This window comes from Vibrio sp. 10N.286.48.C11 (genome assembly GCF_041469805.1).
Taxonomy (GTDB): domain Bacteria; phylum Pseudomonadota; class Gammaproteobacteria; order Enterobacterales; family Vibrionaceae; genus Vibrio; species Vibrio crassostreae_C.
This window is the reverse complement of sequence record NZ_JBFRLK010000037.1, coordinates 1-24,860: the sequence shown is the minus strand read 5'-3', so window position 1 is coordinate 24,860 and position 24,860 is coordinate 1. Positions and strand designations below refer to the sequence as shown.

Genomic DNA, 24,860 nt, shown 5'->3' with positions numbered 1-24,860 from the left:
TAGCAATCTATGGGTAAAGGTAAGTATGAAGGTTTTCTTTCCACACAATCATCGGCGTTGCCAAGTGTGCAGCCAAGGTTTTTTCAACGACAGCGCCATTTGTTTTGAAGCTATTGGCGAGCATGACACTTTAACTAAGCATGAGGCAGTAGCTAAATATAAAACCAGAGCCAAGATTGTACCAACAGATAAAACTGAGGGCTACGATGGCATCATGCAAGGTGGCATTGTCACTACACTGCATGACAGCGCGATGTTGCATTGTCTATTTCAGAATGATATCAAGGCGATGACGGTGAGTTTAACCTCTCGTTTTCATCATCCGATTTTGATTGGTCAAGAACTGGAAGTTCGTGCCCAGTGGGTGAAAAGTAGACGTAATATCTACTTCCTAGAAAGCCAAATTACTCAGTGCGGAAAGTTATGTTCGTCGGCACAAAGTCAGTTTATGTCAGTTTCTAGCTATCAAACTTAAGCTTGGTATAGCGGTGTTGTTTTATCAGTTATAAAAGTCCAACTACGGTTTCATAATCACTGAAAATAACGTGTACGAAGAAGAGATTAACCGCGCCCTGTTGAAGATTCGTGAGTCACGAAAGTGGCGTAAAATCTTGGTCGATTATTTCGCAGATCAGTAATCGAAATTAGAGGCTTATTCAAAAGCTTTTGGACTTTCGCCGTTACAGTTGATCTGAATCTGAGGCCTTGATCTTTTTGAAGTATTTAAATGCACTCCAAACTGCGTAAGCCGCAACCCCTACAATCAATGCCGAGCGAAGGAGAATAGGCGCATCATGCTCAAGTTGACCAACATGAGGAACAATACTGGCAAACAATCGACTGGTAAAAAGCAGCCCCATTACTAACATAATTACTTTATTCATGTGACCTGCCATACAATTGAGTACGTTGCACAGAACGAGTTTTGGGGCGATTACACGGTTAACACGCCAGACAACGATTCTGCTCGAAATAAAATCATGCGCTTCTCAAACGTAACCGTCAATGCGATATCGGCGTTAAGCCAGTAAGCTAAAATTTCGTTTTTGGAAGGGGGCTGTTCTGGTGCTGGAGTTTCGAGTTCGAGACTGTGGGAGGGCTATGACATCTTCCGGTGAAATTGATTTTCCGGATTTAATATTCTGATTTATGACCGCATGCATTCTAGGGGGGACAAATGTCCTCATTTTTATTTGGAGAGGCGCAATAAAATAGGTGCCACTAAAACAAATAATAAAGGACACATCTATGGACCTATTCGCTCTACTTGATATCAACAATACTTTAGTCAATATCCCAATAGGGGATGGCTACGCAATGAGCTGGATTGAAGCATTCGGCACCGTGTTTGGTTTGTTGTGTATTTGGTTTGCAAGCCAAGAAAAAACCATTAACTACCTGTTCGGATTGCTGAATGTCACCTTATTCGCGGTTATCTTTTTCCAAATTCAGTTATACGGACTGTTACTTCTACAACTCTTTTTCTTTTGCGCCAACATTTACGGTTGGTACGCATGGACACGTCCTAATGAGCAAGGTGAAACGCTAGAAGTTCGTTGGTTGAGCCAAAATAAACTAGTAGCAACGGCCGTAGCGTGTGCGATTTCTATTGCTTTGTTAACTATGTACATCGACCCATTCTTTTTTGCGCTAGCAAACATCGCGGTAGATAGCCTGAATCTATTTGGTGCGGATTTAGCGGAGCCAGTGCTTGAACCGGATGCGTTCCCATTCTGGGATGCCACGATGACCATTCTATCTATTGTTGCTCAAGTTCTTATGACACGTAAGTATGTTGAAAACTGGATACTGTGGATTGTGATTAACATTATCAGCGTTGGTATTTATGCGACGCAGGGTGTGTACGCAATGTCTGTTCAATACGCAATCTTAATGTTTATTGCGGCAAACGGTACTCGTGAGTGGGCACGCACAGCTAAACGAAACAGTGATAAATCGTTAACTCAAGCAACGGCTTCTTAGGAGTGAAGATGGCAAAGCAACCTCATATCTGCGTTGATGAAACGCAAATTGCTCCGTTAGTTATTGTTTGTGGTGAGCCAGATAGAGCGAATCGAATCGCGAGCTTGCTTGAAGATGTCGAGATGGTTTCTGAGAACCGAGAGTATCGAATCTTCACTGGAACTCATCAAGGGAAAGCGATATCAGTTTGCAGCACTGGTATTGGCGCACCTTCAATGATCATTGCGGTAGAAGAACTTAAGTTTTGTGGTGTGACTCATATCATCAGAGTAGGGTCTGCAGGTGCGATGCAGTCACATATCGGGCTTGGTGAGCTAATTATTGCAGAGGGCGCGGTTCGCGATGAGGGTGGTTCTACCGCTTACGTTAAGCCGTCGTATCCCGCCTATGCAAGCTTCTCTCTGCTTAAAGAGCTAGACAAGTTCTTGCAGCAGCAAACAACACCTTACTATTTGGGCACGGTACGCTCACACGACAGTTTTTATACCGATGACGAGAAGGCGCTTTGTCAGTACTGGAATGGCAAAGGCATTTTAGGTGCAGACATGGAAACATCCGCGCTGTTTACCGTGGGACGCTTGAGAGGGCTTAATGTCGCTTCTATCTTGAACAATGTTGTCTTGTACGAACAAGATGTAAAGGAGGGCGTTGGGCAATATGTCGATGAGGCAGAGGTAATGATGCAAGGAGAGCGGCTAGCGTCATTAGCGGCACTGAAAGCATTAATTACTCAATAAGAGCCTGAATAAATGCAAGACGAAAGCGATGGGAGACCGTCGCTTTTTTATTGGGTTCTCTCCTGTGGTTTAAGTGGTTACAATCGTTTGAATATAAACAGCAGTAATGCAATGAGAGAGTAAGTATGAAGATTGCACCATACTCAAGCGGACGCTTTAAAAACTACTTAGAACAAAAAAGCTCTGAATTTAGAGATCTCATCTACCAACACCAAGTTAACTCTCGTTACTTCAATCAAAATGATGAAATCCTACGTCAAGGTGAGCAGCTTCAGTATCTTTATGTAGTGCCCGCTGGAAGAGTCTCTATGAGTATTTCGGCGGCTAATGGGCGACGCTTTCAATTGGGCGAAGTGAATTGTGATTATCATATCTTCGGTGAGATGGAGTTTTTCACGCAGACCCCTTGTCAGTGGAACGTAGTGGCTGATGAACACATGCAAGTTGATGTTATTTGCATTCAGAGATTAGCAGAAGCACTACTTGAAAATCCGGGGATGATGTTCTTCTTTGCCTCTGCATTGGCGGAAGATTATCAAGACTCTATGGGTATTTACACTAACCGTCTTTTACACTCAATTACCTACAATATTGCGTATGATTTATTGGTTCAAAGCGAGACTAACACTGTGTTAGGCGGTTTCGATAAAGTGAATCAAGAAGCAGAACGATTTGGTACATCGAGCAGAGTGTATCGAAGAGCGGTTAAAGACCTATTAGACAAGGGTTTCATCAGAAAAGGAGATCAAGGGTTAGAAATTGTCGATCAGCGAGCACTGCAAGCTTTTATTGACTCCTACGAATAATAAAAGAGCTTGGCACTTACTTAAATGCCAAGCTCGGTTTTTCAATGTTTACTATTAACTACTCGCATCTATTTATGAGCGACTTTCTCTCAGCAACTAGCAACTAGCCCGTAAGTGTCCGCGCACCATTACCGGCGACTAAGTATTAATCCTTAAGCTTTTGCATACATGAGTGTTCTATAACCACCGATTAAGTTGCGTGCTTTAAAGCCGTTGTTGACGAGTTGGCGATAAGCCACGTTACCACGTAACCCGACTTGGCAGTAGATTACAATCTCTTTGTCTTTTGATAGTTCGTCCATGCGGTGACGCAGTTGGTCGACAGGAATGTTGATTGCGCCTTCAATAAAGCCACCATTTTCTAGTTCGCCAGGGTTACGAACATCGAGTAGGAGTTGGTTGTCGCTTAATGTTGCAATCTCATCGAAATGAATAGGTGTCGCGTCACCTTTAATAATATTGTTGGCAACAAATGCGGCTTGGTTAATCACGTCCTTGGCACTCCCGTAAGGTGGTGCATAGGTTAATTCAAGGTGTTGAAGCTGATCAACGGTCATACCTGCACGTTGAGCTACTGCCATAACATCAATGCGTTTATCAACGCCATCTTTACCGACGGCTTGCGCACCTAGTATTTTCCCTGTCTTAGGGGCGAATAACATCTTGAACGAGACAATCTCAGCGCCAGGATAGTAGCTAGCGTGGCTTGCGGTATGCACATAGACTTTTTCATAGTCGACGCCTTCACGCTTCAACTGTTTTTCGTTTTTCCCTGTTGAGGCAACGGCTAGGTCAAAAATCTTACAGATAGCTGTGCCCTGTGTACCTTGATAGATTTCATTGCGTCCGAGCATGTTGTCGGCAGCCATACGACCTTGACGGTTAGCAGGGCCAGCAAGCGGAACTAGAGTTTGTGCACCTGTGACAAAGTCTTTTTCTTCGACCACATCACCCACAGCGTAGATGCTAGGATCGCTAGTCTGCATCATTTCATTGGTGTAGATACCACCTAGTTCGCCAATTTGAAGTCCTGCTTCTTTTGCTAACTTAGTCTCAGGACGCACACCGATAGCCATGATTAAGATATCAGTAGTTAATGACTCGCCATTATTAAGTGTTAATTCTAATTCACCCTCTATGTGTTGGTGCTTCTCGCTCTCGCCTGAATCAAAACTTGCGATGTGTTCGTTAGGTATATATTTCACAGACTCAAGCGCGACGCCGAGTTTTAGGTCGATGCCTTTGTCACGAATCTCCGCATGGGCAAAGCCGGCCATTTCCCGGTCTACTGGCGTCATTACTTGGTCAGCCATCTCAATCAACGAAGTCTTGATCCCAAGCTGATGAAACGCTTCCATCATTTCCAAGCCGATAAAGCCACCGCCAACAACTGTCGCGTGCTCAGGTTTATTCATTTGGATTGTTTCGATGATGCGATCCATATCTGGAATATTGCGTAGTGAATGGGTGAGGGGGTTATCGATTCCTGAGATGGGAGGAACGACGGCACCGGCTCCAGGGCTGAGTAATAAGAAGTCGTAACTCTCGCTGTAGTGATTACCATCAACAAGATTTTTGACTGTAACGGTTTTATTGGTGCGATCAATAGAGGTAACTTCGTTCATCACTCGTGCGTCAACGTTGAAGCGAGCTAAGAAGCTTTCAGGTGTTTGTAACAGAAGCTTGCTTCTATCCTCGATATCGCCACCTATGTGGTATGGCAATCCACAGTTGGCAAAAGAGACGAATGGTCCTCGTTCAAACATTATGATTTCGGCTTCTTCACTAAGACGACGAGCGCGTGCAGCAGCTGAAGCACCTCCAGCTACGCCACCGATGATTACAATTTTAGTCATACGTTTACCTATTACTGTCTCTAAGTTTAACTATACAAATTGCCGAGCATAGAGCTTGTATCTTCTTAATGATCAGTACTGGCTGGTCGCCGGCGATTGAGTAGTTTTCGAAATACCTAGATACTATAAAGATGTAAATTAGCATTGTCTAATATTTATTTTGAAGCTATCACCTCGGGATTGAGCGTTTGGTCCAAGGGCTGTGATTAGACTAAAGCACGCTAGTAAAGGTAATACGCGTTAGCGAGTCGAGTACAGGTTAGCCAAATTAACTGTCATGAACATAATGAACAGGATCACGGATGTGCTGACTGATTACGTTCTTCAGATCTTGTTCATACAGATCTAGCCAGGCATAACGCTCGCGATACAACTTACGCTTTTGACGTTTTAGAGCTTCAAGATCTTTCCTGTTCGGGTTTGTCGGGAGACGATAGAAATAGTTATCATGCACCTGTCCATCGTGCTCTTCCCACAGACTGTCGTATTTAAGGCTGATGTCTTTGTTTTTCTTACCGTAGCGTAATGAGTTCGAGACATGACCAGACTCTTTAACCGCATAGATATTGTCGATACCCAAGTTAATAGCGAGCAGTCGTAGTGTTTCTACCATGAAGGATTTAGGTCTTAAACCGTAAAAAGCTTTGGTGAATGTGCGGCTAAATCCATTGTCATTGGCGCCACCCTGTATACCGCCGATGTGAATGTTGTTGTCGAAAACAGTAAACGAAATGGTATACATTTTTTCGAGTTGAGAGTTGGTCAATGAAATTGTCAGTTCACCTTCTTTTCTCGCGTTTCTTTCGAAGCTGAGATTAACCAGATAAACGTTGTCATCTATCTCAAGTTTTAAAAGATTGAGCCTTTCGTTATAGATTTGGTGTCTAGCTTCTGTTGCGAAGGTGTTTTCAAACCAGTCGTAGTGTTTGGATAAGATATCGATCTTTTCTTTATTGCTAAAGCCAGTACATAAGTAGGGAGTCACAAATTTAGAAAGGAAGTTGGGTTGCTTGATAAATAATAACTTTCTCTCTTCAGAGTTGAAACTATTACTCATTTTTCGAGTAGCTGAATAATAAAACAGGGCTCGAATAGTAAACTTAACTATCGCTTTGTACTTACCCTTATTTTTATGGGTATTTGCTTCAATCCCCATGCGAACGACATTCATAATCACCTCAAAGAAGAAGGATTGCTCGAACACAGTCGTGTCATGAACCCTTCCAATAATCTGACCAATAACAAGAAAATGATGATAGTGAAAAAGGCGATTTGGGTAAGTATGGATATGTATAGCTATGTAACTCAATCAGTTACTTAGCGTTCAGATTTTGGACAGATGTGTTTGTCGCTTTAGTGGGGAGGGGTATCAATGTTATTTATTAGAGGCGCTTGCTCCTAAATCAAAAATGCCACTACAAATCTGCAGTGGCATTAGAACGATAACAAACTATCACCTTGCTTAAACCTAAACTTTAGTTCTTATATAAACTAAAGTTCTAACAGTTTAGCCAGTTCACGCTCTTCGAGAAGCTCTTCAATGCGTTGACGAGTCTTAGGCGTTTCGGCTTGCGCTTTAGTCGACTTGCCTGCTTTTTTGCTTCGGCTCGTTTTCGCTTTTTCCTTAGTCGTCATCGTAATCTTCCTTGTGTTTTTTGTGTTACAGGTTGCACGTCTCTTTTAGTGCCTTGCCCGCTTTAAATGCTGGCGTCTTTGATGCGGCAATCTGAATCTCTTCTCCGGTTCGCGGGTTACGACCAGTGCGAGCAGCTCGAGAGTTAACTTTAAAGCTACCAAATCCAAGGATCGATACGTCATCACCGTTCGCAAGCGAAGTAGAGATACCTTCAACTAGCGCATTTAGTGCTGTGCCTGCTTGGTCTTTTGAGATGTCTGCAGAAGTCGCGATGTGTTCAACTAATTGAGATTTGTTCATAATCTATATTCCTTATTGAGTACGGCTGGCGTCTACCTTTAGCACCTAGCTTATGCGATCTTATCAACAGCAATTGAAATAATGTCAGTGAGCGGGTAGAGCTTTGTAAAGTAACCAACAGAATTGACTATAAAAGCATCTGTCGGTTCAATCAATGCAATTCATTGATTATTATTGGTTTATAGACATGTTGCCCAAATTTACTTGAGAAAAGAGCATTAGGGTTGCCCGTTCGATTCATAATCCAAATCGAAGCTGTCATCTATCACGTTGATAACGAAAGAGTAAAAACAAAGAAGCCCAGCTTAATTGCTGGGCTTCATGTTGTGCTGTCAGAGCGATTTGTTAATTCAGAACTATTTAGTAATAAAAATTTGTTCTGTTTCTAGTGATGTCATCGTGCGAACTTGACGCCAAATGTAGTAGAAAATACCTAACATCATCAGCATGCTTGGGATGGCGATTGCTGGGTAGCTGTAAAGTGTCAGCTTGCCAAGTTCTTCATTAAAGGCAGCGGTGCCAGCAGGGCTAGTCACAATCCAAGTCGCTAGGAAGTAGTTCATAGCTGAAGAAAATGCGAAAGTACTCGCGAATAGGTAGTTGGATGTCATTAGACAACGATCAAACTTTGCTTGGTTACCGAACTGCTTTAGGCGCTCTTCAATAAGAGAGATATTTAACAGGGCCGGTGTGAAGATAACTTTCTGGATAAACGGGTAGCGGGTGAAGGTAGAGCCAAGAACCGCCAAACCAATTAGACCAGGGATTAATGCTTCTTTTAGTGCTAACCAACGAGTGTCTAGCTCAAAGAAACCAATACCGCCCGTCAATAGCACGCTTACAAAGCCGAGCGCAGCGATGAAGTTGAACTTCTTATTGCGGATTAACTCCATGCCACCATAAGCAATAGGGAAGGCAAGGGCAACAAGCAAAGCTAAGCCTGTTCCGAGATGCTCATCTCCACTGAACTTCATTAAAATGAATGAAGGAAGAAAGACGTTAAACACGACTTCGAAAAGAGGACTCGATTTTTTGTTTTCTGTGTTACTCATAATTTCTAAATACATTATGTTATGGATTTATTCTCAGGGATTGTTGTTTACCTCGCCCAAGATGTAAAGCCTTAAGGCGTCATGCTGTGTAACGACATGTGACATCAACGACATCTCTGAGCCTATATAACGCTCAATTTAATACTTTGTGAGGGATGTTTATCTGGCCGACTTGGGGAAATCGAGTGGAAATTTTGGTTTAGTTTATTCAAACCTAATTCAGTTTATTGCGTTGTCGCGTACTCTCACTCACATTCACCGCTCTTAAACGATTGATGAATGTGAAATGAGGCAGAACAGAAAGGAAGAGTTATAAGCCCATTATTCGTCGAAAAGTAGGTTAAAGCTCAAAGGGATTTGGTCGGAAATCGCTAATCCACCCACGGTCGCTGAAAGTTTGTTTAGATTCTCTGTAGATATCCCAAAATCAGCGCCATTGACGATGATTGTCGAAGCTGAGCTAACCATGACAAACCCTGAGGATGGAACCACCACAACTGGGAAGTCGATCGTTTTGGTTACGCCGTGTAAAGTAACTTCCGCTGCTACTGTTGTTCTTTTTGGATCACCAGATAGCATCGACGGTTCAACCTTCCCAGAGATCTTCACTTCAGGAAAAGTCATCGATTCAAAGTAGAGTTCATTCAGTCTCTGGTCACGAATAGCGACTCCGGTGCTCACGCTTTTCAAGTCCAATACTATTGAAAACTGGCCCTCTTCGGTAAGCCCTCCAGACATAGGTTTGATGGATGCGGGCTCGACAACAAACTGCTTTTTAATGGTCGCGAATGTGATGTTCGATAACTTCGGATCTAATGTGTAGCCCGACTCCGCGAAAGATTGAGCGGAGATAACGGTGCATAGGAGGCCGAATGTAGAGATTAGTTTTTTCATAAGTTGTCACCAGATTGATGAATTCACAGGTTTACGTTCTTGAGTCGTACGTTTTTAAAATGACTTTTTGGAAAGAGTGATTGAGAGAAGCTTAGTTCAGCATTCGAGAAATTACCGCAGGAAAAGAAGAGCGTCGCTGTATTACTGGAATCATGAACGACGAAGTGACTTGTTTAATTTTGGCTATGTTATAACATAACCAAAATTACTCTTGCCAAGAATAATTATTCTGTTGGTAAAAGGGAAGCGATGAGCATGTATCAAGGAGACGACGTAATGAATGCCGTGTTAACCAAGCCTTTGGCTACCAATAGCAGCCAGCCACTCAACATTAGTTCAGCTGTGAGTATTCAGGATAAGGCAAATCACAAGCCAAGCTCGAGTGCTTCTGAGCAGCCAACGGTATTAGCGGATATCTACCAAAGTGATATTAATATAGCGGTATGGCAGCGACAGTTTGATGAAGGCTTAACGACGGCAATTAGTGAATTTATCGCCTTGAATCCAAACTTTAGTAAGTCTGTTAGCGTGTCACCTGAAAATGCTTTTCGATAAGTTGGAATTTGCCACCGATGGCACCGCCTCTAAAGCTCTGTTAGAAAACATGGCAGAGCTGGTGGATATGTTCTGTTGTTTGTTTGAGCTTGAAGAAGTCGGGTTACGTTTAGCCGTTCTGAATAAAGCGATGTGCCCACGTTTCCATTTTGATCAAGTGCCTTGCCGCTTGGTGACAACTTATCATGGTGTTGCGACTCAATGGTTGCCAAACGACTTAGTCGACCGTTCTAAGCTAGGGCTAGGGGCTAACGGAAAGCCTGATTCTGTTTCAGGCCTGTACAACGACGAATCTGACATCCAGAAAATGGCCAGTGGTGATGTTGCGTTATTAAAAGGGGAGCGTTGGAGTGGCAATGAGAATAGAGGCCTTGTTCACCGTTCACCAGTCATTTCATCTGACGAAACACGATTGCTGTTAACGTTGGACTTTGGTTGATCAACTTTTGACTACTTTGTCCGCAACCTGTTTCTATTCAGACGTTCAACACGTTTAAATACCTTCCTAATGATCTAACGGTATAGCGCGATCTGTGCCGTTATTACTCTCAAACAGAGACACTCATCAGCTGACCATGTTTAGCACATTAATTCAAAATTTAGAGTTTACCATTCTCTAAATCAATGGGTTACGATGCGTGCACTTACTCACATATATCAATATTTCAGTTCCTCATCGGTTTCTTAATTTATTTTAAAGCGTAAAATATATCCCGCTTGCAAACCGCTTTGGCAATCAATTTGTTCGCCACGGTTTATTACTTCCAAATTATAGGTTTCCTATGTTCAAGAAACTCTCGCTTAAAAATAAGCTGGCGATTTCAGCCAGTATGGCCATTATCCTGGGGGGGATTTTGGTCGAGGCATTGTCTTTTCGTGCTTCACTGCAAAGGTTGGATATTGAAGTTGAACAGCGCTTAGAGGGCGCATCGGCTTCGTACAATCAATATGTATCGGATTGGATCTTATCCAAAGAGCGTGCGCTTACTTCTCTTTCGAAAGAGTCCAAACAAGAAAGCTTGGTGACTCATCTAAAACAGGTTCGTGACTCAGCCTCTTTTGATAATGTCTTCTTGGCATTTCCTGATGGTTCGCAAAAGAACGCGAACGGTGTTGTGTTGCCACCGGGCAATGATGATCCACGCGTATGGGGTTGGTACACCAATGCGGTTGCGAACCCAAGCAAGGTGTTCATGGATAACCCAACGGTTGCTGCAGCAACTGGGGCGAACGTTGTTTCATTAGGAACAGCAATGCAACTGCATGGTCAACAGGTTGTGTTAGGCGCGGATGTTGAAATTACCGACATTCTTAATAGCCTAGAGCAAGTGATTCTTCCGGGTGAAGGTTACATGTTCATCGCGACCAATAAAGGCACGGTTTATACGCACCCTGACACCAAGTTACTGAACAAAAATATCAGCTCACTTGGGTTAGATTTTGCGGACGTACAAAAGGCGCTGACTAGCGGTAAAGACACTTCTATCGAGTTGAATGGCAGCGACTATGTTCTGTACGCACGTGCGATTGATGGAACGAGCCTGATTACTGTGAGCGTTGTTAACCATGACTCTCTGGTTGCGCCACTATTTGATGCAGTGATTGGTCAAGTGTTGGTGACGCTACTTGTGGTGATCGTATGTACCATACTGTTTAACCTGTTGTGTACGATTCTATTCCGCCCGTTGAACCACGTTTCTCAAGCACTGGCGCAAATCGCGAATGGTAGTGGTGATTTAACTCAACGCATTCATGTTGAAAACCAAGATGAAGTGGGCGAGTTGGCTCATAACTTCAATACCTTTGTTGGAAGCTTACAGCAGTTGATTGGCCATATCCGTGGGCAGTCAGAACAGCTAAACAGCCAGTCAGAGCAAAGTGCTCAGCGTGCGAACCGTTCGGTGGATGAGCTTAATCATCAGCAGCAAGAAATCACTATGGTCGCGACGGCCGTAACTGAAATGGCGAGCGCCACGCAAGAGATAGCATCGCATGCCGAGCAAACAGCAAAAGCGGCGCAAGATTCAGCGACAAGCACTAACAGTGGTCACGCTCTGGTTGTGGATACCAAAGGTTCAATCAATAACCTAGCCAATGAAGTTAATGAAGCGGGTAGTGTGATTAGCGAACTTAACAAGCATGCTCAAGAGATCTCGACTGTACTCGCAACGATTCAAGGCATTGCAGAACAAACCAACTTACTTGCTTTGAATGCAGCGATTGAAGCGGCTCGTGCTGGCGAACAAGGTCGTGGCTTTGCTGTGGTTGCTGATGAAGTACGTGTGCTTTCGCAGCGCACTCACTCTTCAACAGAAGAGATCAAATCAACGATTGATATCCTGCAACGCACGACAGCTCAGGCGGTTGAGCTGATGGAGAGCAGTTCTAAGTTGGCAATACATTCAGTAGAAGATGCCGATCGAGCTTCGCATGCGCTTGAAGAGATCAATACTGCAGTTGCTTTGATCAGCGATATGGCGACTCAAATCGCGACGGCTGCTGAAGAGCAAACACATGTGACGGGTGAAATTACCCAGAACGTGACGACCATTAAAGATGTTACCGACCACTTAGTTGTGGGCGCACAGGACAGCTTAACTGAGTCGAACGAACTTAAGAGCCAAGCCGCTGGCTTAAGTGACAAAGTGGCGACTTTTAAGCTTGCTTAACTGGTTCGCTCACTGATGCCTGATCAGTGAGTGCACGTTAAGCAATAAGCCAAAGCGACGTAGATTACGTCGCTTTTTTTGTGTCTGTGAACAATCGAATTCTTTACTAATCCGCTTCTGAAAATTCTCTAAGCGCACTCATTGCGGCTTCAGCTTTGTCTTTCTGAACGAAGATATGGTCGTGATAAAAGCCTGCAACAACGTTAGCGCTAATGCCGTATGAGCCAAGCTTTGTCGCAAACGCCGCCGTTAATCCAACCGCTTCAAGGCTCGAATGTACCGATAAAGTGATCAGGCTAAATACACCGTCGAAGTCTAGCTGAGCTTTGGTCGCAACGTCTTCTTCCAGAACCAGCGTTAAACCTTCTTTCTCACGAAAAGTTGAGATTGGATTGAGCTGAACATAGTCTGTTAACGCTCCGTCGACAGTACAGAAAACATAGTTGCCTTCAATGAGTTCTGGTGACATGGACTTTAACAAAATGTCTAAATCGGTAATGGCAGTCATAGTCAGTTTCCCTGCGTTAATAAGCTAATTGATGATGTATGCAGTCACGATAGAAGCAACTGACAGTTAAGTAAAATTAATGATTTTAATTCTGCATCAGTTTTACTAATGGCAAGTTTTCCTCCTTAGTGATGGCATCGTACTTCTACCAACTTGTCGATTGTTCCATCTCGTCAGATAAATGGTCGATAAAGGCTCTTAACAGCGGTGTGACTTGTTTACGCGTTCCATAAATAGCATGAACACCGAGCGTTTTAGGTTGCCATTCAGAAAGCAGTGGCACTAATAGACCATCACGCATCAAGGTTTCCACTGAAGGGAAGGGCAGTAAACAGATACCGTTGCCTTTGAGTGTGGCAGAAAGCAGAACCTCTGAGGTGTTTGCACTGATATTCCCTTTAATCGGAACCGATTCGAGCCCATTGGGGCCATTGAACGTCCAAGCGGTTTTGCCAAAGTAACTGAACGATAAACAGTTGTGGTGCGCTAGATCTTGGGCTTCTGTGGGTGTGCCTTTCTCTTTTAGATATTGAGGCGATGCGCAAATCACGGAGCGGCATTCACCGATCTGCTTCGCGACAATATTGGGCGTCAGTTCGTTGGTTATGCGAATGGCCAAATCGATGCGTGACTCAACCAGGTTGACGGTCTGATCAGTCGAGATAATGTCGATAGAAACCTCTGGCCATTTGGCGATGAAGCGACTAATTGATTCCATCAAGAAGCTATCGACAATCGAGTAGCTCGCAGTAATACGCAGCTGACCTTTTAAATGCTCTCGGTTTTGGTTTCTGATCCCAGCTAGGGATGTTTCCAGTGCCAAAAGTTCTCTGGCGACCTCAAGTGTTTCTTTACCTGCGCTGGTTAAACTCAAGCTTCGTGTTGTTCTGTGAAGCAAGCGTGTGTCCATCCATGTTTCTAACTCACCCAAATAACGAGTGACCTTGGTTCGTGAGAGATCAAGGTGCTCTGCCGCTGCGCTCAAACTGCCACGTTCCACTATGGTGACAAAGACATTCATTGCCTCGAGTTTATCCATTGTTTTATTGCCTAGAGAATTAAACCGACCTCAGTATATGTCCGAAAACTGCAATAGTTAAAGTCAATTTGATATCTATTTCATCTAAAAACAATCAAATAAGATATTTGGACATTCAACGAGTTGGCAGGTGTTCAACTCCAAATATCGGAATAAAGCCATGAATACGTTATCGAAAACCCTGTTATCAAAAAGCATGCTTTTAGGAACCATAAGCCTAGGAACCGTGCTGGCATCAAGTGTTGCGCTAGCGACAGAACTGAACATTACTCACTATAACCCCGGCGAGAACGCGATATTCCCGGCAAGCTCGGTATTGGTCTCGGGTGAGAAAGAAGTGATTCTGTTTGATGCGCAATTTAGTGTGGCTGATGGACAAAATTTGGTGGAGCAAATCAAAGCGACTGGCAAAAAATTATCGATGATTTACATCAGTAGCGGCGACCCAGATTACTACTTTGGTTTGGAACCGATAGTTTCGGCATTTCCTAACGTTAAAGTCGTTGCCAGTGAAGCCGTTGTCGCGCATATCAAACGCACCAAAGATGCAAAGCTTGAATACTGGGGGCCTATATTAGAAGGCAACGCGCCCTCTAAGGTGATTGTTCCAATGGTGATGAACGACACAACATTAAGCATCGAAGGTGAAACCATCGAAGTGAAAGAGATAAATACACACCAAGCTTACCTATGGGTTCCGTCTGAAAAAACGGTGTTTGGTGGCGTGTCGGTGTATAGCGGTGTGCATGTATGGATGGCAGATACTGCATCGAAAGAGATTCGTAGCCAGTGGTCACAATCGTTGGAGCGTATGAAAGCACTAGAGCCAGAGGTTGTAATTCCGGGTCACTATTTAGGTGAAATGCCAACAGGAATAAATGCAGTTCACTTCACGAAGGATTATGTGGCTGATATTGAAAAAGCGTTGGCGAGCAAAAGTAATCCAACATCGGTCGAGATCAGTGATTACATGAAGAAAGCCTACCCGAAATTTGAGGCTACGGAAGGCGATTTAGAACTTGGCGCGAAAGTGCTAAGCGGCGAAATGGCTTGGCACTAGAGTTGATTATCTCGGTTGTGTCCCAGAACAGTCTGAAGATTGTATGCTAGATTTATTGGTGATACACAACTGGAGATATCGATGATCTGGCTTTCAGTGAAAGTACTACAGATTGGACTTGTCTATGGATACAGGAAGTATCAAAAAACGAAAAGAGCTCCAGCTTAGGAGCTCTTTTTTTGTTTCGGAGAGACGACTTTCTATTTCAAGTGAGAAAGAAAATCAGCATTTACCCGGTTTACAGTTAGTAGTCAGATTAGCCTAGTAGCCAGATCCGCCCTGCAACTCAATATCACCAATAAGCGAAAGTATGTTGAAAATAGAACCCATTACTCCTCACATCGGCGCTCGTATTCACGAACTAGAGCTTTCTACATGCAGTGCTGATGAACTCGATAAGGTGTATCAGGCACTTATTGCCCATCAAGTGATCTTTCTCGACGGGCAGACTTTGTCTCCAGAACAACACTTGATGATTGCACAGCGCTTTGGAACGTTAGAACCTGCACATCCTTTCTTCCCTCGCGTGGAAAGTGCGCCACAGGTGAGTGTGATTGAAACAACCCGTGGCAATGCGCCAAAGGAAAGTTATTGGCATACCGACTTAACGTGGCGCAGCTTGCCGTCGAAAGCTTCCCTGTTGCATGCTCAACACATTCCAAGCATTGGTGGTGACACTATCTGGTGTTCTATGACTGCGGTTTTTGAATCTCTACATGAAGATATGAAAGCTAAGTTGAGAGGGTTGTCGGCGACTCATTCGCTTGTGGCCTTTGAAGGTATAGAATCAGAAGACATTGATCTCGATTGGCACAAATCCTTGATTAAAACAGCACAGGAGAACCCGCCAGTGGTTCACTCTGTTGTTCAAGTTCATCCTGAAACGGATAAAGAAACGCTCTGTATCAATGAACAGTTTACTCGTTATATCAACGAACTCGACCGCAAAGAGAGTGATGTTTTACTCAGCCAACTGTTTGAAATTGCGAGACGCCCTGAGTTTCAAGTTCGTTTCAAATGGGACAACGGCTCAATGGCGATCTGGGATAACAGGGTAACGCAACATTACGCAGTGATAGATTACGGGGATACTCCAAGAAAAATGCATCGAGTAACAGTGACATAGCGGTAAGCTGAACACAGTTATCAAAAGAACACCGCGCATGCCCATCCCTGAACCAAGCACTCGTACTTAAATTTAAGCGTCAGCAGGGTGCATCATTCATCTACGCTTAATAATAAAAACAAATGCGTTGGTACATATTTGATTGAAACCTCACTGCTCGGACGTGATGTGTAATATAATCGGCGCCAAAATATAAGTATAAAAACCAAATCATAGAATTAATAAACGTCAGGGCTTAGAGAGCAAAGTATTTCGTATGAACGCGATTCGTAAAGTTTACCAGTACGCAGAACCGAATTTAACCCTCGTGGGTTGGATGGGCTTTGTCGGCTTCCCAATTTACTACATTGTGTGGGAGTTTTTGTTCCCGCAACCCTACGAAAACTTAGCGCTTCGCCTGTTTTGCTCGGTATTGTTCTTTGGCATTATATTTCGCAATCGCGTCCCATTTGAATGGCGAAAATACCTTCCGGCTTATTATCAAGTTGCCGTAACTATCTGTTTGCCAGGTTTCTTCTTCTACATGCTGCTAATGAATAATTGGTCCAACGTTTGGGTTATGTCATTCATGTCGGCTATTTTCCTCCATATTTTATTGGTGCACGTGACGAGAGTGATGTTTGCACAAACCTTTGCCGGTATTGGGATTGCTACCTTGTGCGCTTGGATTGCACAAGGCTTCTACCTCGAACTCACAATGGATTGGACGCATGTGCCAATCTTTTTGTTTATCTACTTATTCGGCAACTTGTTCTACTTCCGCAATCAGGTGGAACATGAAAACAAGGTGTCATTGGCGAAGTCTTTTGGTGCGGGTATTGCCCATGAGATGCGAAACCCTCTAAGCGGATTACTTACCTCTATTGATGTCATGCAGTCCATATTGCCGAACCCTAAAAGTGGCGATCAAAAAGGGCAATATGCGTTAAGCAATGAAGAAGTGATTCAGTTGCGTGAAGTGGGCGATGAAGCGATGGAGATCATTCATTCCGGTAACGAAACGATAGATCTGTTACTGACTTCAATTGATGAAAACCGAGTCTCTCGATCTACGTTTAAGAAGCATTCAGCGCAAGCGGTGGTTGAGGATGCGATAGACAGTTTCAATTACAAGCGCTCTGCTGATAAATCAGCAATCTCTTTAGACGTACAGAGTAACTTTGATTTCTTGGGTAGCGACACTTTGTTGAAGTACGTGATGTATAACTTGTTCAAGAACGCATTCCACCATCGCAGCCCTGAAGATTTTCATATTCATGTCACCATGTGTAGTGATGAAGTGGCCAATCAAATAATGGTTACCGATAACGGATCAGGCATCTCAAATGATGTGATTCGACGCATTTTTCAGGACTTTTATACTACTGGCCAATCGGGTAATTACGGCTTAGGTTTGCCATTTTGTCAGAAGGTAATGCGCTCGTTTGGTGGTGAAATTAAATGTCAGTCTGAAGTGGATCAATGGACACAGTTCACGATGACTTTTCCGTCTTTGTCTTCCCATTCGGTGAAAGAAATCAAGAATGAACTGACTAAACTTAAGACTGTGCTAATGGTGAGTGACCAGAAAGTTCTCACCAATAAAATGACTGAGGTAGCCCGTTTTATGGGGTTTGAGCTCACGGTGTTGGATGTAGCATCAGCGCTTAAAAATAAGGAATACCAGTTCGAATTCGACTTGATATTCGTTGACATGGAGAGCTTGGATTTAAGAGCAAGTTGCCTCGATAGGGTTGAATCTTTACTTTCATTCACTGAAGCTCGAATCATCTATTTGTATGAACATCACCCAATTAAACGTGTCCGAAACGTTGCTTTTGAACCTATTTGGGTGGAAACACAAGTTTGGCTACTGAATACCAAGGCGACCATCGAACGCTTACTTTTCGACTCCAACTATGTGATGCCATCAGTTTCTGTAAAACCGTTAGAGGCTACCAATAAGCGCACGATCATGGTGGTCGATGATAACGAATCTCTGCGCCGATTTACCGCGATGTTATTGGAAAAGCAGGGTTTTGATGTCGTGCAAAAAGAAGACGGACAACAAGCCTTAGATGCGCTTGATACCGACGAAATCGACTTGATCCTAATGGATATTGAAATGCCAATCATGGACGGTGTTGAAGCTTCTCGCCGAATTCGCAGTGCCGACAAAGAATACTCTTCGGTGCCGATTATTGCTCACACGGGTGACAGTTCTCCCGTTACCTTGGAAAAAATGGAATCATCAGGCATGTCGGACTTTATTGTTAAACCTGCCGATAAAAACCGACTGTTTGATAAAATTGCTCACTGGATTTAGCGGGTGTAATAATCTGAAGTTCACGGCCATTGGGTAGACATAGATTCAAGAAAGAGCTCAGCGAATTGCTGGGCTCTTTTTGTATCGCGACATGATAGCGTCCATTCAGTCCTGCCGTTGGTGTTGGTTATAAATATGGTTCGAAAAAGGTTACACGAACTCTAACTCGGGGTGATGGTACGCTTCGTGACAAACCGTGAGCACATGGTCAATGTCTCTTGGTGTCATATCGGCATTCACTGAAAAACGGATGATGTTTTTGTTCTTGCCAGTCGCAGGGCGGCAGAATACCGCACCGAACACATCACGTTCTTCTAAGAAGTCTCGCACACGCTCCGTGTTTCTTTCATTGCCGCACTCTAGCGCTACAATTTGAGACTCACTGCGGATATTAAAGCCAATTCGCTTTAGCCCCGTAGTCAGCGACTTAGCCCGATTGAATAAGGCTTCTCGTTTGTCTTCCGCACCTTTGATCACCTCCAACGTTTTCTCTAAACGAACCACTTCTTGTGGTAACACTGTTGAGCTAAAAATCGCAGGGTACGCCACAAACGGCAAGGTTTTAGACAGTTGTTTAGGGCCAAGGATTGCCCCAGCGCGATAAGCAAAGGTTTTTGCCAAGCTAACGGTGATGAAGTCGACTTGGTTGGTGAGCCCCAATGCTTGCACTAAGCCTGCACCATTCTCTCCATGTGTACCCAGTGAATGGGATTCATCAACGACGACCGCACAATCAAACTCTTGCGCCATTTCGTAGATGTCGCGCAGTGGGGCAATGGTGCCTATTGTGCTGTAAACCGAGTCGACAACAATGACACCTGAGCCGTGGCGCTCTAACTGTTTGCGTAGGTGATTCATATTGTTATGCATAAACGGATGGGCAACTGCGCCGGCAGCCCGAATCCCTTCCCATAGCGACATGTGTGCAAGGAAATCAATATACACAGGTGTGCCCGGTGGGCAGATGGTTTGCAATAGCCCAATATTGGCCGCCCAGCCCGATTGAGAAAGCAAACAGCTCTCCATTCCAACATAGTTCGCAAGCTCAGTTTCGAACGCAGGTTTAGACTGATCATCTTGTAAGAAAATCGCAGACATCACCACGTTGTCATCGTGCTCACAGATCGCCGCTTGATGGGCTTGTTGGATCTGTTTGTTGTGTGACAGCGCTAAGTAATCATTGCTCTGCATCACAACGGAATTACGCTGGGGGCGTTTACCCAATACTAAATGCTTCTGGCTTTGGTTCTGGGTAATCAGGTCTTGAATATAGAAGTTCAAGCGTTCTTCGATAAAGGAAGGTAGTGGTTTGTTTTTTGTTTTATCACTCATAATAGTTCTCTTCAAATACAGGAAAACGCCAGCGCTGACGGCTGTATATTGACGATAAAAAGTGATGTGTCATTAGCCAAGTTGCATAATTTTGTGGGTGCTTGCAAACTCAGCATTTAAGGGTTTTGAGGCGAGTGGGTTTCCTTACGGTTCGGGGCTTTACCCGAATTAAGATAGGAATAATAGCCTTCTTTTTTATGACAAAAGGCTATTAGAATTCGGCATTCGAAGGCATTTAAAAAAGCGGATTTTGAAAGGCTACGTGCTACGTGCTGTTAGCTGTGAATATGGATAAGCTCGATTAAGGCATCCAATTGCTGCTTGGCTCCACCCTCTAACGAATACCCAATATTGATGCGTAAGCAATTGCTGTAAAGATCGAGAGTGCTGAACAGGTGTCCAAGCCTAATATCAATGTTCTTCTCGGTAATGCCCTGAGCAAAGGCTGACTGGTTCAAGCTTGGGATTTGCAGCCAAAGCACCATGCCACCTAGTGGATTACTTATCTTCACATCTTGAGGAAGGTGCTGAGCCAAATAACTTAGGTATTGTTGGCGCAAAGACAAGATCTGAGTGCATCTTCTCCTCACGTGCTTAGCGTATTGCCCAGATCCAATAAAGTCAGCAACCGCAAGCTGAGTGGGCAGGGCAACGCTGTAGCTCGCAGCTGAGAACTGAGCCTTGTATTCGTTGATAAACCTGCCCGGCAAGCACCATCCCAAACGGTAACTCGGTGACAAGCTTTTCGATACTGATCCACACCATAAGACATAGCCGCCTTTGTCATAGTATTTCGCGGGAAGTGGTGTGTGTGAGGAGTAGGACAGTTCAAGATACACATCATCTTCAATGATCGGCACTCGATATTGATTCGCTAATTCGGCAAGCCTTTGTTTTTGACCAGCCGACATATTGATCCCCTGAGGGTTCATATGAGAAGTACAAAAGATCGCGGCATCGACTCGCTTGTTCTTCAAATGCGCTTCCAGTTGTTGCAAGTCGACACCATCATCGAGCGATGGGATTTCTATGATCTGGCGTGACATCTTTCCGAGTAACTCCAGAATTCCGTTGAAACAAGGAGAGCTAATCGCAATGGTGTCGCCTTCTTTGGTACACGATTCAAGTGCAGCTTTTATCGCAGACATACAGCCAGCCGTAATCACCATCTCTTCAGGTGAAAAGTGCACATCGAGCTTGGCAAAATGAGTGGATAATGCCTGTCGTAAAATCGGCTCACCTTGTGTATCTGGGTAATGGTTAAGCCTGTTGCTCATACGCCTAATAGCGCGACGAAAACTTCGTTCCAGTTCAACGATCGACTGCTCATCATTAGTGGTGCTCGAAACCCCTAAAGGCCCATTGATTGAGTTGTGAGTCGATGAGGTTTGCCTAACGCTGGACACCTTACTCTCAAACTGTGCCCACTCTGGGGTTGAGTGAGCAGGTTTATGAGGAGAAACAAAATATCCCGCTTGCGGTCGAGAATGTATCCAGCCTTGTGATTCCAGCTCTTGATAACAGCTCACCACGGTCGACATGCTGATGGCTTGTTGCTTGGCCAATTGACGTAGCGAAGGCATGCGTCCGCCTTCCGGTCTTTTGCCTGTTTCTATCTCATCGATAAACTGATTGGCTAGCTTTCTGTAGATACTCATTGTCACGACCGTTGTTAACTGTACTGGTTTTTATTATAAAAATTGTATCTGTACTGGTTTTATTGTTCAAGGGATACTCATTTAAAACAAAGGAGGGGTCAGTATGAAAAGAAATGATTTGTTGTTAGCGGTATTCGTCATGGCGATTTGGGGATTCAACTTCTCGATGATCAAAATGGGTGTGACTAATGTTCATCCGTTGTTGGCAACCGCCGCGCGTTTCTCGCTAGCGGTGATTCCAGTGATATTTTTTGTAGCGAGACCTAGTGTCGCTTGGCGTTACTTAGTCAGTTATGGCTTTGTGTTCGGTGTGGGAATTTGGGGTATGGCTTCATGGTCGATCACCGCTGGTTTATCGTCTGGGCTTTCATCGGTCTTGCTTTCAACCAACGTATTAATCGGCATGGCGGTAGGCGTGTGGTTGTTCAAGGAGAGTGCTTCTATTCGTAAATTATTGGGTGCGATGCTAGCTATGTGTGCATTGGCGGTATTGGTATCTGCAGCTACGGGTAATGTCACCGTTAATGGCGTGATCTTGATTATGATTGCGGCGTGCAGTTGGACCTTGTTGGGCGTGATTGTTAAGGCATCGAAAACCACTCAAGCTTTTGCGTTCAATGTCTGGGGGATGCTGTTTGCTCCAGTGCCATTAGTGTTATTTGCCGTGATGTTACACGGTGACCAAATAATCTGGCAGGGCATCGAACAATGGGATTGGAACACGACGATTGCGGTGCTGTTTCAAGCTTACCCAAACACGCTATTTGGTTATTGGGTATGGAATAAGCTGCTAATCCAATACCCGTTAAGTACGACCGCGCCGTTAACCTTGTTAGTGCCTATCTTCGCATTGATTAGCGGTTACTTAATGTATGATGAGGTGCTGTCTGTGGCTCAGGTTGTTGCATCAATACTGTTTCTTGTCGGGATTGGTTTGATTGTGAAACCTGCGAATGTAACGAATACCAAAGCGACACAAACACTTGCTGAACAAAAATGATTGAAGAAAGCTGATATTGCATGAGCAGCTTTGAATGACAAATAAGACCTCGCACTTGTGAGGTCTTATTCTATGTCGAAGAAGTGAAGTTATTTAAATAACCAACTTACTAAGCAATCAACTAACCATACACGCAAGTAACTGGCTCTCAAGATCATCGTCTATTTCTAGACCGATCATTTCTATTCTGATTTCGATACACTCATCGAGTTCTGATTCCGTCAAGCCATCCTCTGTTAAGTTGTAACCGAAAACCTCAAAAGAACATAGGCCTTTATAAGTGAATTCGAATTAAATTCTGAAATGATACAAATCTTATATTTAATAACGCTTATTTAGTAACCTTTGTTGAGTCCCATATCAAATCAAGTGGCTGATTTTATTGGGTATCGGAGAAAAGTCTCAAAAATTATTATTTAGTTCGCTAAAGTTTTAAATTCTATTAATGGTTGTTTGTATGGAATATAACTCCATTTCGTTACTGTTGAGTAGATGGTTTTTAGCTATATATGTGAAATTTGAAGCGAGTTATCTTTCTGATTTGAAAGAATAATTAAATAGTTAAGATAAAAAAGTTGGCGAAAATCAGAAGCTTGGCATACACTTTCCTTGTAAATGACCTTATCTCATTGATTGAATAGGGTAAATGCTTTGGCGCTACTGGCGATGGTAGCAATGTTTAACATAGCTTTGAGGAAAGTTTTATGGCACTCACGAAGGCCGATTTGGCTGAGAACCTGTTTGAGACACTCGGATACAGCAAGCGGGATGCCAAGGAAACGGTGGAAGTGTTTTTCGAAGAAGTTCGTAAAGCGCTCGAAAATGGCGAACAGGTAAAACTGTCTGGTTTTGGTAATTTTGATCTTCGCGAGAAAAACGAGCGACCTGGTCGTAACCCGAAAACTGGTGAAGACATTCCAATTTCTGCTCGACGTGTTGTTACTTTTAGACCGGGACAAAAACTAAAGGCCCGTGTCGAAAATATTAAAACCGAGAAGTAGCCAAGCAATAGACCACGCCTAGCGTGGTCTTTTTGTATCTGCATAGAGTTTAAGCTAAACGCATTTCTTTAATTTTTAGTAACCTTTCTCAAACTCCATCTATTTACTGTCCGGTAAGAACTTGCTTTAGATGCGAAAACAGAGGCTAGGCCTCTGACTTTGAATCTTCACTCTAAAGGGCTTGTTGAACCTTACTTGCGATGTCTTCAGACACCCAAGGCTTCCATACCTGTGGTGAGCTTTCTAGAAAGTAATACATGGCTTCTTCGGCGTCGGCTTGGTTGTCTTCCATCCAGGCCAGCAACTCACTCATTTGTTTATTGGTAAAACCACGCTTTTCAAAGTATTGGTAGGCAAGAGGTTCGTTATTAGCAAAGGCTTCTGTGGTGATTGTGTGAACCGGTGCTGGTGGATACATGGTCACTTTAGGAGATTCACAATCAGGTTGTGTCGTACAGTTACGGAATTCCTCAATGTCAGTACCACTTCCGAAATCAACCTTCACCATTTCATACTTACCTAGCACAGGCGTAGGCGACCAGTAATATCCAAACCATGCTTTTTTGCGTTCGTAAGCTTTCGCTATCGTACCTGCTAAAGCGGCGCCTGAGCCGGGATCAACCATTTCAAAATTGTGATCTTCTAACTTAAGCGCATCGAACAGGTGACCGGAGGTAATCTGACAAGTCCAACCCGCAGGGCAGCTATAAAACGCAAACTTCTCATCATCTTCTGGGTGTTCAAACAGCTTTGCGTTTTTAATCACACCTTCAATGGTTGTAAGCTCTGGGTACTGTTCAACAAGGTAGTTTGGTACCCAGAAACCTTCTTCACCGCCGTTGACCAAAGACTTGCCCGCGTAACGTAGACGCTTATCCGCAACACCCTTATCCAACGCTTCTTTGATGCCATTAGTCCAAAGCTCTGGCGCAACATCAGGTTGACCTTTTTCAATCATTGACGTGCCCGTAGGGACGCTATCACCGGGGATTAAGTCCGCTTCACAGCCGTAGCCGTTATTCAAAATGAATTGGTCGACATGAGCAATAGGCTCGCCGAGTTCCAGTTCATGTCTGCAATGGTGATCTTTCCGCATTCGTCAGCACTAGCGTGTACAGAAAACGCAGCAAGTAGCGCGATGGAAAGCATGGATTTGTTATTCTGGATTGACGTAATTCCTTTTCTTGTCAGAAGCTTATTCGCTATAGAAACAGAAATGTTCGACGGAGAAAAGAGACAGAGATCTAAATTTAAACGATCTGATTATTTGGGATAGGAAGTGGAGAGGCTACTCAACAAGTACTAAAAAGGGCTGCGAGTGCAGTAATGCCGTTCACTTAAGA

General features: G+C 43.8%; 21 protein-coding genes and 4 pseudogenes. 12 read left to right on the top strand and 13 right to left on the bottom strand.

The genetic code is table 11. From position 1 onward, the window contains the following. Positions 1–25 precede the first annotated feature (25 nt). Positions 26–475 carry a PaaI family thioesterase gene (locus AB4209_RS10155; RefSeq protein ID WP_102320058.1) on the top strand — a complete coding sequence of 150 codons (450 nt, stop codon included), beginning with the start codon at positions 26–28 and terminating at the stop codon, positions 473–475. Between the two features lie 34 nt (positions 476–509). Beyond that, positions 510–638 (top strand): annotated as a pseudogene (locus tag AB4209_RS10150) (ABC transporter substrate-binding protein); the annotation flags it as partial. Between the two features lie 42 nt (positions 639–680). Here AB4209_RS10150 and AB4209_RS10145 read toward each other — a convergent pair. Further along, positions 681–884: a hypothetical protein gene (locus AB4209_RS10145; protein WP_017059106.1), complete on the bottom strand. Its 204-nt coding sequence runs from the start codon at positions 882–884 to the stop codon at positions 681–683. A gap of 364 nt (positions 885–1,248) precedes the next feature. On the opposite strand from AB4209_RS10145, the gene pnuC reads away from it, so the two are divergent. The 3 genes from pnuC to AB4209_RS10130 all read left to right on the top strand — a co-directional run bounded on the left by pnuC (position 1,249) and on the right by AB4209_RS10130 (position 3,526). Continuing rightward, complete coding sequence (gene pnuC, locus AB4209_RS10140; RefSeq protein ID WP_017069647.1) at positions 1,249–1,983, top strand: nicotinamide riboside transporter PnuC; 735 nt, start codon at positions 1,249–1,251, stop codon at positions 1,981–1,983. 8 nt (positions 1,984–1,991) lie between these two features. Further along, positions 1,992–2,720, top strand: coding sequence for a nucleoside phosphorylase (locus AB4209_RS10135; RefSeq protein WP_372055746.1), 729 nt, complete (start codon positions 1,992–1,994; stop codon positions 2,718–2,720). A 125-nt stretch (positions 2,721–2,845) separates the two neighbouring features. After that, a complete protein-coding gene (locus tag AB4209_RS10130; RefSeq protein ID WP_017067876.1) occupies positions 2,846–3,526 on the top strand; it encodes a Crp/Fnr family transcriptional regulator in 681 nt (226 codons plus the stop codon). Between the two features lie 152 nt (positions 3,527–3,678). On the opposite strand, the gene AB4209_RS10125 is transcribed toward AB4209_RS10130, so the two are convergent. From AB4209_RS10125 to AB4209_RS10100, 6 genes are all read right to left on the bottom strand, one after another. Next, on the bottom strand, positions 3,679–5,382 hold the full coding sequence (locus tag AB4209_RS10125) for an FAD-dependent oxidoreductase (RefSeq protein ID WP_065583695.1): 1,704 nt from the start codon (positions 5,380–5,382) through the stop codon (positions 3,679–3,681). A gap of 268 nt (positions 5,383–5,650) precedes the next feature. Next, positions 5,651–6,553, bottom strand: coding sequence for a VirK/YbjX family protein (locus tag AB4209_RS10120; RefSeq protein ID WP_372055744.1), 903 nt, complete (start codon positions 6,551–6,553; stop codon positions 5,651–5,653). Between the two features lie 320 nt (positions 6,554–6,873). Further along, the gene (locus tag AB4209_RS10115; RefSeq protein ID WP_017059112.1) at positions 6,874–7,017 is read right to left on the bottom strand and encodes a hypothetical protein; all 144 of its coding nucleotides are present in this window, start codon (positions 7,015–7,017) and stop codon (positions 6,874–6,876) included. A 25-nt stretch (positions 7,018–7,042) separates the two neighbouring features. After that, complete coding sequence (locus AB4209_RS10110) at positions 7,043–7,318, bottom strand: HU family DNA-binding protein (RefSeq protein ID WP_017059113.1); 276 nt, start codon at positions 7,316–7,318, stop codon at positions 7,043–7,045. Positions 7,319–7,674: 356 nt separating this feature from the next. Then, positions 7,675–8,370, bottom strand: a complete 696-nt coding sequence (locus AB4209_RS10105; RefSeq protein WP_017059114.1) for a VC0807 family protein — start codon at positions 8,368–8,370, stop codon at positions 7,675–7,677. A 321-nt stretch (positions 8,371–8,691) separates the two neighbouring features. Then, positions 8,692–9,264: a YceI family protein gene (locus tag AB4209_RS10100; RefSeq protein ID WP_229647247.1), complete on the bottom strand. Its 573-nt coding sequence runs from the start codon at positions 9,262–9,264 to the stop codon at positions 8,692–8,694. Positions 9,265–9,540: 276 nt separating this feature from the next. Here AB4209_RS10100 and AB4209_RS10095 point away from each other — a divergent pair. Together AB4209_RS10095 and AB4209_RS10090 are read left to right on the top strand one after the other, a co-directional pair. Continuing rightward, positions 9,541–10,258 (top strand): annotated as a pseudogene (locus AB4209_RS10095) (DUF1826 domain-containing protein). A 343-nt stretch (positions 10,259–10,601) separates the two neighbouring features. Beyond that, positions 10,602–12,488, top strand: coding sequence for a methyl-accepting chemotaxis protein (locus tag AB4209_RS10090; protein ID WP_017069836.1), 1,887 nt, complete (start codon positions 10,602–10,604; stop codon positions 12,486–12,488). Between the two features lie 106 nt (positions 12,489–12,594). Here the strand turns inward: AB4209_RS10090 and AB4209_RS10085 are convergent, their stop codons facing one another. Both AB4209_RS10085 and AB4209_RS10080 read right to left on the bottom strand, forming a co-directional pair. Next, the gene (locus tag AB4209_RS10085) at positions 12,595–12,996 is read right to left on the bottom strand and encodes an ACT domain-containing protein (RefSeq protein ID WP_372055742.1); all 402 of its coding nucleotides are present in this window, start codon (positions 12,994–12,996) and stop codon (positions 12,595–12,597) included. Between the two features lie 145 nt (positions 12,997–13,141). Further along, a complete protein-coding gene (locus AB4209_RS10080) occupies positions 13,142–14,035 on the bottom strand; it encodes a LysR family transcriptional regulator (protein ID WP_017059121.1) in 894 nt (297 codons plus the stop codon). A gap of 160 nt (positions 14,036–14,195) precedes the next feature. Between AB4209_RS10080 and AB4209_RS10075 the strand changes: the two genes are divergently transcribed. The 3 genes from AB4209_RS10075 to AB4209_RS10065 all read left to right on the top strand — a co-directional run bounded on the left by AB4209_RS10075 (position 14,196) and on the right by AB4209_RS10065 (position 18,526). Beyond that, on the top strand, positions 14,196–15,095 hold the full coding sequence (locus AB4209_RS10075; RefSeq protein ID WP_017066263.1) for a Vmh family MBL fold metallo-hydrolase: 900 nt from the start codon (positions 14,196–14,198) through the stop codon (positions 15,093–15,095). A 310-nt stretch (positions 15,096–15,405) separates the two neighbouring features. Continuing rightward, on the top strand, positions 15,406–16,221 hold the full coding sequence (locus AB4209_RS10070; protein WP_017059123.1) for a TauD/TfdA family dioxygenase: 816 nt from the start codon (positions 15,406–15,408) through the stop codon (positions 16,219–16,221). A gap of 256 nt (positions 16,222–16,477) precedes the next feature. Continuing rightward, positions 16,478–18,526 carry a response regulator gene (locus AB4209_RS10065; protein ID WP_372055740.1) on the top strand — a complete coding sequence of 683 codons (2,049 nt, stop codon included), beginning with the start codon at positions 16,478–16,480 and terminating at the stop codon, positions 18,524–18,526. A gap of 150 nt (positions 18,527–18,676) precedes the next feature. Here the strand turns inward: AB4209_RS10065 and cqsA are convergent, their stop codons facing one another. Together cqsA and AB4209_RS10055 are read right to left on the bottom strand one after the other, a co-directional pair. Next, positions 18,677–19,858 carry an alpha-hydroxyketone-type quorum-sensing autoinducer synthase gene (cqsA, locus tag AB4209_RS10060; RefSeq protein WP_372055738.1) on the bottom strand — a complete coding sequence of 394 codons (1,182 nt, stop codon included), beginning with the start codon at positions 19,856–19,858 and terminating at the stop codon, positions 18,677–18,679. Positions 19,859–20,133: 275 nt separating this feature from the next. After that, positions 20,134–21,516, bottom strand: a complete 1,383-nt coding sequence (locus tag AB4209_RS10055) for a PLP-dependent aminotransferase family protein (RefSeq protein ID WP_372055736.1) — start codon at positions 21,514–21,516, stop codon at positions 20,134–20,136. A gap of 103 nt (positions 21,517–21,619) precedes the next feature. Between AB4209_RS10055 and AB4209_RS10050 the strand changes: the two genes are divergently transcribed. Next, entirely contained in the window at positions 21,620–22,516 is an 897-nt protein-coding gene (locus tag AB4209_RS10050; RefSeq protein WP_372055734.1) for an EamA family transporter, read from the top strand. A gap of 117 nt (positions 22,517–22,633) precedes the next feature. On the opposite strand, the pseudogene AB4209_RS10045 reads toward AB4209_RS10050, so the two are convergent. Next, a pseudogene (locus AB4209_RS10045) lies at positions 22,634–22,771 on the bottom strand (GTP-binding protein); the annotation flags it as partial. Between the two features lie 449 nt (positions 22,772–23,220). Between AB4209_RS10045 and ihfA the strand changes: the two are divergent. Beyond that, positions 23,221–23,517 (top strand): integration host factor subunit alpha, encoded by a 297-nt coding sequence (ihfA, locus tag AB4209_RS10040; RefSeq protein WP_372055732.1) that lies wholly within the window; start codon positions 23,221–23,223, stop codon positions 23,515–23,517. Positions 23,518–23,689: 172 nt separating this feature from the next. Here the strand turns inward: ihfA and AB4209_RS10035 are convergent. Further along, positions 23,690–24,666 (bottom strand): annotated as a pseudogene (locus AB4209_RS10035) (ABC transporter substrate-binding protein). Positions 24,667–24,860: the final 194 nt, after the last annotated feature.

Coding starts and splice junctions, on each gene's coding strand:
- AB4209_RS10155 (WP_102320058.1), top strand. CDS start 26: ATGAAGGTTTTCTTTCCACACAATCATCGGCGTTGCCAAGTGTGCAGC.
- AB4209_RS10145 (WP_017059106.1), bottom strand. CDS start 884: ATGAATAAAGTAATTATGTTAGTAATGGGGCTGCTTTTTACCAGTCGA.
- pnuC (WP_017069647.1), top strand. CDS start 1,249: ATGGACCTATTCGCTCTACTTGATATCAACAATACTTTAGTCAATATC.
- AB4209_RS10135 (WP_372055746.1), top strand. CDS start 1,992: ATGGCAAAGCAACCTCATATCTGCGTTGATGAAACGCAAATTGCTCCG.
- AB4209_RS10130 (WP_017067876.1), top strand. CDS start 2,846: ATGAAGATTGCACCATACTCAAGCGGACGCTTTAAAAACTACTTAGAA.
- AB4209_RS10125 (WP_065583695.1), bottom strand. CDS start 5,382: ATGACTAAAATTGTAATCATCGGTGGCGTAGCTGGAGGTGCTTCAGCT.
- AB4209_RS10120 (WP_372055744.1), bottom strand. CDS start 6,553: ATGAATGTCGTTCGCATGGGGATTGAAGCAAATACCCATAAAAATAAG.
- AB4209_RS10115 (WP_017059112.1), bottom strand. CDS start 7,017: ATGACGACTAAGGAAAAAGCGAAAACGAGCCGAAGCAAAAAAGCAGGC.
- AB4209_RS10110 (WP_017059113.1), bottom strand. CDS start 7,318: ATGAACAAATCTCAATTAGTTGAACACATCGCGACTTCTGCAGACATC.
- AB4209_RS10105 (WP_017059114.1), bottom strand. CDS start 8,370: ATGAGTAACACAGAAAACAAAAAATCGAGTCCTCTTTTCGAAGTCGTG.
- AB4209_RS10100 (WP_229647247.1), bottom strand. CDS start 9,264: ATGAAAAAACTAATCTCTACATTCGGCCTCCTATGCACCGTTATCTCC.
- AB4209_RS10090 (WP_017069836.1), top strand. CDS start 10,602: ATGTTCAAGAAACTCTCGCTTAAAAATAAGCTGGCGATTTCAGCCAGT.
- AB4209_RS10085 (WP_372055742.1), bottom strand. CDS start 12,996: ATGACTGCCATTACCGATTTAGACATTTTGTTAAAGTCCATGTCACCA.
- AB4209_RS10080 (WP_017059121.1), bottom strand. CDS start 14,035: ATGGATAAACTCGAGGCAATGAATGTCTTTGTCACCATAGTGGAACGT.
- AB4209_RS10075 (WP_017066263.1), top strand. CDS start 14,196: ATGAATACGTTATCGAAAACCCTGTTATCAAAAAGCATGCTTTTAGGA.
- AB4209_RS10070 (WP_017059123.1), top strand. CDS start 15,406: ATGTTGAAAATAGAACCCATTACTCCTCACATCGGCGCTCGTATTCAC.
- AB4209_RS10065 (WP_372055740.1), top strand. CDS start 16,478: ATGAACGCGATTCGTAAAGTTTACCAGTACGCAGAACCGAATTTAACC.
- cqsA (WP_372055738.1), bottom strand. CDS start 19,858: ATGAGTGATAAAACAAAAAACAAACCACTACCTTCCTTTATCGAAGAA.
- AB4209_RS10055 (WP_372055736.1), bottom strand. CDS start 21,516: ATGAGTATCTACAGAAAGCTAGCCAATCAGTTTATCGATGAGATAGAA.
- AB4209_RS10050 (WP_372055734.1), top strand. CDS start 21,620: ATGAAAAGAAATGATTTGTTGTTAGCGGTATTCGTCATGGCGATTTGG.
- ihfA (WP_372055732.1), top strand. CDS start 23,221: ATGGCACTCACGAAGGCCGATTTGGCTGAGAACCTGTTTGAGACACTC.